Annotated in this window: 11 protein-coding genes; all 11 read right to left on the bottom strand. The window is 58.2% G+C overall.

The genetic code is table 11. The features are described 5' to 3' along the window. Positions 1 to 104: 104 nt before the first annotated feature. Entirely contained in the window at positions 105 to 1,247 is a 1,143-nt protein-coding gene (locus CUU80_RS00450; RefSeq protein ID WP_133119375.1) for a hypothetical protein, read from the bottom strand. 106 nt (positions 1,248 to 1,353) lie between these two features. Then, positions 1,354 to 3,066, bottom strand: coding sequence for a glycosyltransferase (locus CUU80_RS10710; RefSeq protein ID WP_243388574.1), 1,713 nt, complete (start codon positions 3,064 to 3,066; stop codon positions 1,354 to 1,356). Next, on the bottom strand, positions 3,063 to 4,352 hold the full coding sequence (locus CUU80_RS00440) for a glycosyltransferase (RefSeq protein ID WP_100495401.1): 1,290 nt from the start codon (positions 4,350 to 4,352) through the stop codon (positions 3,063 to 3,065). Before CUU80_RS00440 ends, CUU80_RS10710 begins: the two co-directional genes overlap by 4 nt. Then, on the bottom strand, positions 4,349 to 5,896 hold the full coding sequence (locus CUU80_RS00435; RefSeq protein ID WP_100495400.1) for a tyrosine-protein kinase domain-containing protein: 1,548 nt from the start codon (positions 5,894 to 5,896) through the stop codon (positions 4,349 to 4,351). The genes CUU80_RS00440 and CUU80_RS00435 overlap by 4 nt, the downstream gene beginning before the upstream one ends. After that, complete coding sequence (locus CUU80_RS10825) at positions 5,893 to 6,396, bottom strand: HTH domain-containing protein (RefSeq protein WP_207760055.1); 504 nt, start codon at positions 6,394 to 6,396, stop codon at positions 5,893 to 5,895. Before CUU80_RS10825 ends, CUU80_RS00435 begins: the two co-directional genes overlap by 4 nt. 403 nt (positions 6,397 to 6,799) lie before the next feature. Further along, positions 6,800 to 7,363, bottom strand: a complete 564-nt coding sequence (locus tag CUU80_RS00425) for an isochorismatase family protein (RefSeq protein WP_100495399.1) — start codon at positions 7,361 to 7,363, stop codon at positions 6,800 to 6,802. A gap of 10 nt (positions 7,364 to 7,373) precedes the next feature. Further along, entirely contained in the window at positions 7,374 to 8,819 is a 1,446-nt protein-coding gene (locus CUU80_RS00420; protein WP_100495398.1) for a purine-cytosine permease family protein, read from the bottom strand. Between the two features lie 183 nt (positions 8,820 to 9,002). Then, a complete protein-coding gene (locus tag CUU80_RS00415) occupies positions 9,003 to 9,854 on the bottom strand; it encodes an NrtR DNA-binding winged helix domain-containing protein (protein ID WP_117434573.1) in 852 nt (283 codons plus the stop codon). Positions 9,855 to 9,969: 115 nt separating this feature from the next. Continuing rightward, positions 9,970 to 10,599, bottom strand: coding sequence for an SMC-Scp complex subunit ScpB (scpB, locus tag CUU80_RS00410; protein ID WP_100495397.1), 630 nt, complete (start codon positions 10,597 to 10,599; stop codon positions 9,970 to 9,972). Beyond that, a complete protein-coding gene (locus CUU80_RS00405; RefSeq protein WP_100495396.1) occupies positions 10,599 to 11,507 on the bottom strand; it encodes a segregation and condensation protein A in 909 nt (302 codons plus the stop codon). The genes scpB and CUU80_RS00405 overlap by 1 nt, the downstream gene beginning before the upstream one ends. Before the next feature lie 72 nt (positions 11,508 to 11,579). Beyond that, positions 11,580 to 12,419 carry a ParA family protein gene (locus CUU80_RS00400; RefSeq protein WP_165775804.1) on the bottom strand — a complete coding sequence of 280 codons (840 nt, stop codon included), beginning with the start codon at positions 12,417 to 12,419 and terminating at the stop codon, positions 11,580 to 11,582. Positions 12,420 to 12,500: the final 81 nt, after the last annotated feature.

Below are 12,500 nucleotides of genomic sequence, written 5' to 3'. Positions count from 1 at the left end.
CAACCACGTCCGTACAAGGTCTTTGTTGGCGCTGGATCCTGCATAACGGTAACAGTCGGAGCAAATCAGGTGGTCTAGTTCTCGAATGCCGCAATGGTCTTTCCTCATTGTTCACCGCCCTTCATCGCCAGCGGCACCGTCGTTCTGCCGTACCGGGTCGAGAAGCTGTTCAATTCACCGGCCGGCATCTGCTGATACCGGTTGAGCACCAGCAGATGCAGCACAGGGAAGGTGGCGGCTTCGTGACGCGTCCATGAGCCAAAGTCAGGCTCGAAGATAAACGAAGCGAGCGCATAGCCGAGGAACACGCATAGGGCGAGCAACAGCGCGGGGTCCCGGATCTCGTTGACCTGACGCAACAGATTCACCAGATATGCGCTCACCATGAGTTGGAATATGAAGAACGGCAGATAGTATGCTCCGCGCATCGCCAGTTCCACCGGAACCATCATGCGTAACGCGTTAATCACATAATTGACCATGAATACCGGCAAACCCTTGCCAGGTACCAGATTGCGTATATAGGTGAAGGAATCGGCGTTGCCGTCCATCACCTGATCGTAGCCATCACGCAACGTCATCACTTGTGCATAGTCGGCAGGCATCATACGGGCGGATACGGCCAGCATCACCCATACGGAAGCAATCATCAGTGCAATGATCGCCGCCACATGAGCCAACCCCAGCCGTCGTTTCTTGGCGCGGAACGCGAATAATATCGCGTATACGGCCAACACCAGTGCGGCGATCAGCACGTAATAGGCACGGAAAAACAGGCTTTCGACATACAGAATCACCGCGGCGAGCACAATCCTTACGACTGTGCGCCGAATCGGCATGGTCAGCACTAGGTACACAGTCAGGAAAACCATGAACTGGATGATGTCTTTGCCGATGGTGAACACATAGATGTTCAGCAATCCCGCCGTGGCCAGCAGGAACACCAGCTGCGCCGCGTCCGGCGCGTCGGCGCGTAACATCAGCCACAACATCACAGCAGTGAAGATCACGCCCATGGACACCGACCAGCCGATCATCGTATCGATATCGAATACGTTGATCGCGGCGAACAGGTCCGCGGCGATACGATACGATCCTCCCCAGGCGGCCAACGGGCTGGATTGGCCAGTGGACATGGCAAGAATGCGGTTGTTGTCGTAGAAGTATTTTGCCGGCAGCACGAATGCAACCATGAGTTTCGCTACAACCATGACCAGCGGCGTACCGATGATGAGCAGGTTACGCATTCGCTTCCCCACGGCCGATCGACGCATGCGATGAGCGCGCCGATCATGGGAAGTCGTCACGTATTCATGCCGGTACAGGGGGCGCATTGACCGGGTGGCACGCCGATCATTCATCACGGTCGCCTTCCGCATCGTCCAGCGCCTTCAGATAGAAATCCTGCATCCGGCGCGCATTGGAGACGATGTCATAGCCGGCACGCGTCACCAGAGAAGCTCCTTCAATACGCCATGACGTGCCCTTGTTCGATCCAGCTTGGTCAAGAATGGCCTGCGCCCAACAATCAAGCGACTCACGCAATGCCAGCGAGCGCACACGACCGGTCACATCGCATTCGGCGGGCACAGCACTGGAAATCACGCAGGGCAGGCCGGCCGCCTGCGCCTCGATCATCGTGACCGGCAGTCCTTCATAAAGGCTGGGCAGCACGAATACATCCATGCCTTGCATGAGCCGTGGCACATCGCTGCGCACACCTAAGAAACGCACCGCGTCGGCGATGCCAAGACGCTCGGTCTTGCGCTCCATCTCATGCTTGAGCCGATCGTCCTGTTCGCCGCCACCGACCAGCCACAGCACACTGTTCGGATGCATGCGGTGCACGGCCGCGAACACATCCAACAGGAACGTATGGTTCTTCTGGGGGAAGAACCGGCCAACATGGCCCACCACCAGTGTCCCGGAATCCTCGACGCCGAGTTCTTGCCTTACTTGGGCTGCGACGTCGGGATCATATTGATATTGCGCGGTGTCTATGGCGTTGTGCAGCAAGGTCACCTGCGAACGCCGTGCGCGGCCGAACAGCCACTCGCCTGCTTCACGCCCGCACGCGAACTGATGCGTGGCATATTTGCCTAGGCGCAGACGCAGACGGAAATACTCGCGGAACAACAGCTTCGGATCAATACCACGTGGACGGTTGTGCGCATGGGCGATGCGCACCGGAATTCCTTCTTCAGCCGCGATACGCAACGGGAAATAGCTGCGCTCCTCAAGATTGGAATGGATGATGCGATACTCGGGATGCTGTTTGAGGAACGCTCTGAACTCGCGCTTGTACCGGGCGAAGCTTTGCGGGTACATCGGACACATGCGCCAGACTCGACCGCCAAGCGCTTCGAACTCATCCTCGTAGGCGCCGCGCCACGGCCGGTTGACGAGCACGTCGTATACGACTTTGCTGCGATCCATATGACGCAGATAGTTCATTGTCATGGTTTCCGCGCCGCCGCGATCCATCACCGTGTCCAGTACCAGCACCCGCACCGGACCCGCGCCTTGGGAGGCGGCATCTGCACCGTTTGTCCGTTCACCAGCTTCGGCAATGGGCGTGGAAAATGCGATGCGTTCGATCACGTTCTGTTTCGACAGTTTGACCAGCGAGCCGTCGGGAATGGAATGATCGATGACGCAGCCGGCCCCGATCACGCAATTGTCGCCGATGGTCACGCCTTTGAGAATGGTCGCGTTCGAACCGATCCAGCAATGACGTCCGATTCGTACCGGATCAATGCTGTATCCCTGATCCTTGAACGACATCTGGGGTTCGGAAAACCGATGATTGTGATCATAGACGAGTACATTTTCACCGAATATCGTGCCGGCTCCGATACGAATCTCACGCATGGCGTGCAATGCGCATCCGTTGTTGAAGAACACGTCATCGCCGATCACGATCTGGCCGTCACCGTCTACGGTGGCGCGGAAGCCGTGACGCATATGCACGGCCTTGCCCCAGCGAATTTTGCGACCATAGATCAGTCGATACAGCAGCTTGGTCAGCAGGCCGACGAGACGATACCATGTCTTGACCAGCGTCATTGCTCCCCCGTTTCCGTCGCGAAACGTGTCTTGTTCCATGTCGCGACTGTTGTGAACGAGGACGACGCGGATCCATACCGCATGGATTCGTGCCGCACGGCCTTATCCTGCACCAGCTCATACTGTTCGGTAATATCCGTCAACATGTTCTCGATGCGGAATCGTGTGCTAAAATCCTTACGAACGTCATCCGCTTGAGGTGGGTCCACAAGCAGACGCTCCACTGCCGCAGCTCCGGCATCGACATCCTCCACCGGGAACGTCCAACCATTAACCCCTTCCCGAACAACATCTTCGTTACCGGTCACAGCGCTTGCCGCAATCGGCACACCAGCACGAATCGATTCGATAAGCGAATACGGTAGACCCTCATACAAGGAGCACAGCAGAGACACATCGAACGCACCTACGATCAGGTCAGCGTCATCTCGTTCACCGAGAAAATGCACATTATGTTCGATACCGTTTTCGGCACAGAATGCGCGTACTTCGGATTCCAACGGGCCGGATCCTACAAACGCAACGTGTACGTGAGCATCATGCGCAATCAGCCGCCGGGCGATACGTACCGCCGTCATCGGGCATTTCTGGTCCACCAGACGCGCCACGACCCCGACGATAGGAACATGCTGAGGCAGGCCAAGCCGTTCCCGTATCACGGCTTTGTGAGGTAACGTGACGTCAGCAAGCCCGTTGATCACCACATGGAATCGGTCCGGCCGACCCAATCGATGCTTCAACGCTTCACGGCGCTCCCCGGCGGACACATTCAAGGTGCGTGTAGTGGCCACGCGCGCCAATATCAACTCCACTGCTACATACAGATGCCGTTTCCATGACTTCACCTGTGGCGATTGAAACGCATAGGCGTGCGGCGTGTAAAACACGGCAGGCACGCGGCACAGCCACGCGGCCGCACGCCCTATCACCCCGCCTTTCGTACTGTGGCAATGCACGATATCCGGACGGACACGACGAATCACACGCACCGTTTCGATAAACGCCCGCAGATCACGCACGGGATCAATTTCCCGGCATAGATCATCGCATCCGATCAGATTGGCGCACTGTTGCAGTTGTGCAATGCGTGATCTGAAATACGCATCCACACGTCCTGTGCCATAGAGCAACGTCACATCGAATCGTGAATGGTCAAGTCCGGCTATCAGATCGGCCACGTGCCGTCCGCAACCACCCATGGCTTCTTGGACGATCAGCACACGCAGCCGGGCGTCTCCACGGTCAACGGCTGCCGTGCCATCATGCCTTTTCGTCGTGTTCATCATGGTCTCCCGGTCAAGGCGCCGGCCGCCAATTGGTCATCCGGCGCAACCGTGGGCCCGTTTCGGGTTTCGGGGATAGGACCAATCTCGGGATGAGCCTCACGCTCGTTTCCGCTACGGCGTTTCGTACCTCCGTAGTATTTGTCGTGGGTTTTCACCGCTCCACGGTCCTGATCGGCGAAATTCCAGATAACGCCCACAGGCTGTACGTTGATGATTTCAAATTCACGGTCCATGTCCCGCAGCTGGGAGCGATCGGACAGGCCTCGCCCAGCGACCAGCACCAGTTTCGCTCCTTCTTTGGCGAATACGGCGGCATCGTTGGCCACTGTCATCGGTTCGGCGTCCACGATCACCCATTCGTATTGTCGAGATACCTCGTGCAGCAAGGTGCGCATGGATTGGGAGTTGATCAGAATTCCGGGGTTGGCTACTCGCCGGCCTGCAGGCAGCACATGGAATCCCGGTTTCCAATATTGTCTTGCGGCGGAGCGTATATCGACCTGGCCGGTCAGCAGGTGGCTCAATCCCACCTCATCGGCCAGTCCAAGCCGCTGAGCGATGGACGGGTGACGGAAATCCGCGCCGATGAGCAGTACCTTGCGCCCCTGTTCGGCGAATGCCGCCGCCAGCTCGATCGACAACGTCGTCTTGCCTTCGCCCGGGCCATACGACGCGATGACGAACACATTGGACAACTCGGTGCGATCGGGAACCACGAAGGTCAGGTTGGAGGCGATGCGCCGGATCATCTCCGCCTCCAAGGTGTCGGAGGACCGAATGATCACAGGAACACCTGGTTGGAAGGAAGACGACTTGGGTACCGCGCCCAGCAATGGCGCGTGCAGCAACTGTTGCACCTCGGATGCCCTGCGAATCCTGTTGTCGCACAGTTCACGAACGATGCCGGCGAAACATGCCAAAGCGCACGCAGCCAATCCCCCGACGCCGATGATCGCCTTGGTGTTCGGAGATGACGGTGTCTTTTCCGCCACAGCCTTGTTCACGATGGACAACCGCAAGTGGGAGGGAATGTACAGATTCGTATCGCTGCGATTCGGCGACGCCAGCTGACTGGCCAAACTCGATGCAACGGCGTTCGCAATGTCCGCGGCGTGCTGCGCATGCTCATCCATGGCGGTGATCGTAACGAAATACCCATCGGACACGGCTGCGCTCAGACTCTCCTCCAGTCCTTGGGATGACGGCAAGCCGAGCTGGTCAGCCGCACCGTCCAGCACAGCCGGCGTAGTGACCAGCGCGGGGATCAACGACAACTGCTGGTTCACATATTCGCTTGGCGTGTATTGGAATGACGAGCCTCCGATTAGGCCCGAAGTTGCCGACTCACTGGCCCCGGTGCCATCCACCGAACCATCGGCGGCATCACCTTCCCCGCTGAAGCTTATGTACACGCGCGTCGTCGCGGAATACACCGGCACCTGCACATAGAGGTATACGGCGATAGCGACGACCGCCGCGATCAGCACCACCAGCTCGAATCTCCACCGTCTGCGGAGCGTAGAGATTATGTCCTGAATGCTCATGATGCACGCTCCGCCCCTGTCCCGGCATCGGAATCTTGATCAAGCATGTCCGTATGGATGGCGCGTCCGGATAGTTCCGCACGCCTCAACTTGCGAAAATCCGCATGCAATTGATTGAGCTGATCCTCCAGTGCCTGGATTCTGCGTGCTTGCAGCACGATGATGCGCTCATCTTCCTTCACCCGCTGGCGCAGTTGCGATTCGTTTTCAACGCCTGATGTCATCGAACGGTGGCGAAAATCGTTATGTGCGCCGGACGCTACGCCATCATTGCGCCATCGGGCGATACACCGTTCGATGCGCTTGTGCCCGATAATCTCCGGGCCAAGTCCAGCCTCGCGGAAAATCTTGGTACTGGATTCGCCGTTCCAATATCGGCGCATACATTCCTCGCGAAACGCCATAGTGTATGTGATTCGCGTTTCGGTAACTCGTGATACCGCAGCGAGCGAACGCAGATATCGGCGTTCCTCGTCGGTGAACCTGCCGCTAGCCATCATGAACCCCTATGCACAGCAAGATACGAAGATTCCCGATTGCCGAGCGACGGTAGATGCCCTTATAACAGGCGCTTGTATTTCTGGAAGGAAGGATGCCGCAAAAGACCCCCCCCCGAGCAATTTCATATCGACAACACATGATATTCACCACTCGTTCCCGCTCGTACCAACATCGGGGCTAAAAGTTAAGAGAAGTACCACTGTAACCCTTCAGCTCTGTTTTCGGGGGTATGGGGGCTTGACAGGTATTGCAATTATTGGCGTGTCCATAAGGGGGATAAACCATCGAAATATGAGATATGACATGCCTGACCGTTCATGCCAGCGGTTGCCAAGTGACGATAGGCATGAAAAATGGCCTGCACGTCAAGCGCGCAGGCCATATAGCCAAGAAAGGCACCGATCAGCCGAGTACGGCAGCCGAATCGGTGATGGTGATCAATGGTGCGAACAACGCCATCGTATCGAGAGCCCGTTGATGGTTCTCAGGGCTGGAACCGGCGCATGCGTCAGCCACCACACGTACGGCGACGCCGGCGTCCGCGGCGGCCAATGCAGTAGTGATCACACAGCAGTCGGTGGCGACTCCCACAAGCGCAATCTTCTTGGCCCCGCCAATCGCCTCGGACAGGGCGCTGCCCCACTTACCGAAAGTATCACGGCTGACCACCGGATGCCCGGCGGCAAGCGCGGCCGTATCTTCGGTCAGGTCATACATCGGATCATCCGGGGGAACCAGGAACTGCGGCCAGTCTTTGAAGTAGTCCACCCATGCGTCCAATGCGGGCGTGGGTGCCACGTAACGGGTGTAGACCACACGATCTCCGTAAGCTCTGGCGAGCGCGGCGAACGGAGCGTCGGTAGTGTGGAATGAGCCATCGGGGCAGGCCCAGTCGGACCAGTCGGACTCGGCGAACACTTTCTGACGGTCGATAACGACCAGCCATTCATCAGACGGAATTGCCATGTCAGTTCTCCTATTCCTGTGCTTCTTGAGCTGCGATATCGCCGCGCTGGAACAGCAATGCGCCTACAAAGCCAATCACCAAGGCCACGATCACACCAAGGTTGGCGGACGCCCAAGCCCCCTCCTTGCCTCCGAAAAGTCCAAGGAAGTAGCCCTGCCATTCGAGCCAGCTGGCGGAGGTATTAACCACAAGGCCCCAACCAATCAACGTGCCGACCACGAGAATCACCAAGGACTTCACGTTCCATGCACCGTAACGGCCATCGGCCGTGTATAGGTCTTCGGTGTTGTAGTCCTTGTTACGCAGCAGCACATCGGCGATGAACAGGCCGGTCCACACGGCCATCGGCACGCCCAAGGTGATGAGGAAGCCTTGGAACGGGCCGATGAAGGTGTCTGAGAAGAAGGTGACGTAGACCACGCCAAGCACAGTCAGGGCCGCGGTCAAACCGGCGGCAGCCACGCGCGGCAGCTTGATGCCGAAGCTCAGCAAAGCCAGACCATTGGAATAGTTATCCATAATGGCACCGGACATGAGACCGAGCACCGCTACGAGAGTAAACGGTACAAGGTACCAGGTCGGCAGGATGGAAGCCATGGCACCGATCGGGTCATTGCCCACAGCTTCAGAGAGCTTCTGGTTGGATACGGCCAGCAGACCACCGTAAATTACGAGCAACACCGGGGCCAGCGAGGCACCGAACGTGGACCAGAATACGATGCCGGCGTTGGAGGACTTGCGCGGCAGATAACGCGAGTAATCGGCGGCCACGTTCACCCAGCCCAGACCGAAGCCGGTCATGACGAACAGGAATGCGCCAAGCACGGATGGGACCGAGCCGGATTGCGAAGCACCGACGGCGGCGAAATCAATGTGGGACCAGCCGAGGACCAAGAAGCCAATGGTTACCACACCGCTGATCACGGTAATGGCCTGCTGCGCTTTCATGATGAGGTCGTAGCCGAAAATGCCGGCGACCACCACAAGCCCCACCACGATGATGGTGGAAATGATCTTCGGCGCGGCACCGGTTCCCCATCCGAGACGCTGGAATGTGGAGGCAAGTGCCAGCACGGCGGTGGTAGTCAGCGAGATCTCCCAACCGAGCGTGGCAATCCAGCTCAGCACGGACGGGACCTTGGCTCCCTCGACACCGAAGGTAGCGCGTGTGATGACCATCGTCGGAGCATTGGCGCGCTTGCCGGCGATGGATACGATGCCCACCAGCAGGAAGGAGACGACAATACCCAGAATGGCGGCGAGCGTGGCCTGCCAGAACGAAATGCCGAAACCAAGTGCCCATGCGCCGTACGACATGGCAAGCACGGAAATGTTGGCGGCGAACCATGGCCAGAACAGATCCTTCGGACTGCCGTGACGGTCGGACTCGGCGATGGTGTCGATGCCCTGTTCCTCCACGGAGAGCGCGGAGCTCTTCTCCTTGGCGTCACTCATAGTGAACCTTCTTCTCTTGTTTTCCTTGTGTTTTGGTTATGTTGATTGAGCTAAGAGTTATTGCTGCCGATTCGTTTTTGCGATTGAGACCACGCAGGACGCATACGCTGTCTCTCGTTGGATTCGCGTTTGCCTCGGATGCGACCATCCGCATGCCTGTGCTCCACGGTTCGCACAAGCGAGTCACCCGTGCGCGGCGGGAATCAACGGAGACAAGGCGTCGTCGGCATGAGTCATGGCATGCTCTGCTTCGTGATCGATCTGCGAATCGGCGGACTCGATCACATCTTGGCGGGAGTACGTTGAAGCATTTCCCGTCCATGGTGAAGCGATGCCCGGAGTATCCGAGGGCACATACCGATAGACCGCAGCAGGACGCTGTCGCCCTTCACGCACTTTCCGACCAGTATCTTCAAGGTCACCGGAGGCAAGCATCTTGCGACGGAAATTCGCCAAATCAAGGCTTTGACCGGCGATGGCCTCATAGACGCCATGCAGCTGGCGCAACGTGAAAGTGGGTCCGAGCAGACGGGTAGCCACATCCGAATACTCGATTTTGGAACGAAGACGAGCCAACGCATAGTCGATGATGTCACGATGATCGAAGGCCAACGGTGGCAGATCGTCTTCCGGGAACCAGCGTACATTGTCGTCGTCCTCAGCATCCACTGCCTCACGTTGCTCGACCAACGCCCAGTACACGATGGAAACCATCGGCAGTCCGCCATGCGAACGCGCCGGATCTCCGAACGTGTACAACTGCTCCAGATAGCGAGGATGCAGGGATGTGGTGGACTCCAGCGCCATATACGCGGATTGCTCCAGAGAACGGTCCGCTCTCAAATCCCCTCCAGGCAGCGCCCAGCAACCGAGAAACGGCTGACGAACTCGTCTGACAAGCGGCAGCCACAACTGGCAATGCGATGCGGAAGTATCGTGAACGTCATGCGAGCGAGGACCGAGTGCGAGAATCACTACGGATACGCCAATTTGCGGCGGCGCACTGCGGCGTTCGGATACATTGCCGAATCCCATCGCCATACCTCCTTCCAGCGAGCCTTCCCCCTTGTTCGGATAGCATAGCACGAGTTATAGTCACTATGACTATAACTCGTCGAATATGAGACAAGACTTGGCAAGAAAACGCATCTCAATCGTCTGCATGGCCCGGTGACATCACCGGCGCATCCCCGGTGACATCGTCCACGGGCGGTAGGAATGGTGCCAGCGAGGGCAGATCATCAAGCGACGTCAGTCCCATCTTGTCCAGAAACAGGGCGGATGTCGCCAACAACGCGGCATGGGAGTCAGGATCGACGCCGTCTTCCTTGACCAGCCCGCGCACGGTGAGCGAGCGGATCACGCCATCCGAGTTAACGCCGCGGATGGCGGCGACCTGCGCACGGGTCACAGGCTGTCGATACGCGATAATCGCCAATGCTTCAAGAGCTGCCTGGCTGAGGCGAGCGGTCTGGCCATCGGTGACGAACGCCCCAACCAAGGGCTCATAGGCGGCACGGCTGGCGAACTGCCAACCGCTGGCGGTCAGACGTAGTTCAAAACCGCGCGGGCGAATGCCTTGTTCCGGGTTGCCTTCGTATTCTTCACGTAAGGATTCCAGCGCCAACTCCACGGTACGTTCTCCGCAACCGAGTATGCGAGCCAGATCGGCGGAGGTCTGCGGCTGATCGGCGGCCATCAATATCGCTTCCAAGCAGGCGGGCAGCCCACCGGGATATTCACCGGCGACAGAATTCGTGGCGAAAGTCTGCTGATGCATCAGGCGAAATCCTCCTCACTGACTGCGCCGTACCCGTCCTCATCGTCATGCACGCCGGGCACCCAGCGTAACCGAAGATCCTCGAACGGCCCATCTTGCCGATATTGCAACGACCCCTGTTTGAAGAACAACAGTATGGCCATGAATCGAGCCACCACTTCGATACGCGTCGCGCAATCGGCGGTAAGATCGCGGAAACTCAGCGAACCGGCATTATCATCGCTGTCATCCGACCCACCGCGGTCCGCACTCTCCTGCTCCAGCGCGGCTTTGAGCCGTTCGCGTACCAGCAAGGACTGCGCACGTAGATCGACCAACGGCACATGCAGCTGATGGACGGACACTTGCTGCACGGGCGCGTTAGTGATCACGCGTGCGGCAAGACGCGCCAGCTCGTCCGCGCTCACCGTCCAGACGAGTTCGGGCAGCAGTGCGGCCATGGTGTCATCCACTATGGCGGGATGCGGGAACCGGCCAGCATTGGCGGCCATACGCGCACTGAAATCGCCGGCGGCTTGTTTGTAGGCACGGTATTGCAGCAATCGCGCGAACAACAGATCCCGCTCTCGCAAGGCTGCAAGGCTTTGCTCGTCACGTTGGCCTTCCTGCCCGGAAGGCAGGAGCGCGGCGCTTTTGGCCTCCACCAGAATCGAGGCCACATCCAGAAAAGCGCTGGCCTCGTCCATGTTGCGCGTGAAATCCAATGCGCGCACATAGGTCAGGAATTCCTCGGTGATTGAGGACAGCGACACTTCGGTCAGCTCCAGCCGATTGTTGGCGATCAGGCCAAGCAGCGCATCGAACGGACCGGAATAGACCGGCAAATCCACACGGAAACCGATGGTCGGTGAGTTAGCCGCGTCATGATATCGGGAAGCAGACGAGTCAGATATGGCAGAATCGTTCATCGACGCTTCTTTTCAGCCCTTGTCGGTTCAGCCGCATATTCGACCTCCCGTCTGCCAGCGCAAACAGCAGGGTCAGGCCACAATGCCACGGGCCACAAGCTCTCGTGCAACCTCACGGTATTCCTTGGCGGTTTTATGCTCGGGGGCGAACACTACCACGGGAGCCGCGGCCACCGTGGAATCCGGTAGTTTGATGGAGCGGGAGATCACCGTATGGAAGACCTTGTCTTGGAATGCCTCGTAGATGCGTTGACAGACCTCTTCGCAGTGCAGCGTCTTGGTGTACATGGTCACCAGCACGCCGTATACCTCTAGCGACGGATTGATGCGGGACTGCACCTTTTCGATGGATTGCATCAGCAGGGCCACGCCTCGCAAAGCGAAGAACTCCGCGGCGACGGGAATGATCACGCCGTCCGCGGCGGTCAACGCGTTGACGGTGAGCAGACCGAGCGAGGGCTGGCAGTCAACGATGATGAGATCGTATTCGTTCTTGAGCTTACGCAGCACACCGGCGAGAATCTGCTCTCGCCCCACTTCGGTAACCAGTTGAACTTCGGCGGCGGACAGGTCGATGTTCGCCGGAATCACATCGATATTCTCGAACGCCGTGTGCTGTATCACATCGTGCGGGTCCACGGAAATATCGAACAGGGCCGTATAGATGGTATTCTCCACGGCGTTCGCATTGATGCCCAACCCCACGGTGGCGGCACCCTGCGGATCGAAATCCACGATGAGTACGCGGCGGCCATATTGGGCCAACGCGCCGGCGATGTTGATGGAACTGGTGGTTTTGCCTACGCCGCCCTTCTGATTGCACATGGCGATGACCCGCGCCGGGCCATGCTGCTGAAGGGGTGCAGGGGCAGGGAAGGTTTCGTATTCACGTCCAAGCTGATCGGTAGGCATACCGTCTACCTTATCAACATCCTCGCCATGAGGTGGAGCAACGACATACGTTCCCGCCATAGGCAAAGTTCCTTGACGGAA

This window comes from Bifidobacterium scaligerum, from assembly GCF_002802865.1.
In the GTDB taxonomy this organism is placed as follows: Bacteria; Actinomycetota; Actinomycetes; order Actinomycetales; family Bifidobacteriaceae; genus Bifidobacterium; species Bifidobacterium scaligerum.
This window is presented reverse-complemented; position numbering and strand designations above follow the sequence as displayed.

Coding starts and splice junctions, on each gene's coding strand:
- CUU80_RS00440 (WP_100495401.1), bottom strand. CDS start 4,352: ATGATGAACACGACGAAAAGGCATGATGGCACGGCAGCCGTTGACCGT.
- CUU80_RS10710 (WP_243388574.1), bottom strand. CDS start 3,066: ATGACGCTGGTCAAGACATGGTATCGTCTCGTCGGCCTGCTGACCAAG.
- CUU80_RS00425 (WP_100495399.1), bottom strand. CDS start 7,363: ATGGCAATTCCGTCTGATGAATGGCTGGTCGTTATCGACCGTCAGAAA.
- CUU80_RS00415 (WP_117434573.1), bottom strand. CDS start 9,854: ATGGGATTCGGCAATGTATCCGAACGCCGCAGTGCGCCGCCGCAAATT.
- scpB (WP_100495397.1), bottom strand. CDS start 10,599: ATGCATCAGCAGACTTTCGCCACGAATTCTGTCGCCGGTGAATATCCC.
- CUU80_RS00405 (WP_100495396.1), bottom strand. CDS start 11,507: ATGAACGATTCTGCCATATCTGACTCGTCTGCTTCCCGATATCATGAC.
- CUU80_RS00400 (WP_165775804.1), bottom strand. CDS start 12,419: ATGCCTACCGATCAGCTTGGACGTGAATACGAAACCTTCCCTGCCCCT.
- CUU80_RS10825 (WP_207760055.1), bottom strand. CDS start 6,396: ATGATGGCTAGCGGCAGGTTCACCGACGAGGAACGCCGATATCTGCGT.
- CUU80_RS00435 (WP_100495400.1), bottom strand. CDS start 5,896: ATGAGCATTCAGGACATAATCTCTACGCTCCGCAGACGGTGGAGATTC.
- CUU80_RS00420 (WP_100495398.1), bottom strand. CDS start 8,819: ATGAGTGACGCCAAGGAGAAGAGCTCCGCGCTCTCCGTGGAGGAACAG.
- CUU80_RS00450 (WP_133119375.1), bottom strand. CDS start 1,247: ATGCGTAACCTGCTCATCATCGGTACGCCGCTGGTCATGGTTGTAGCG.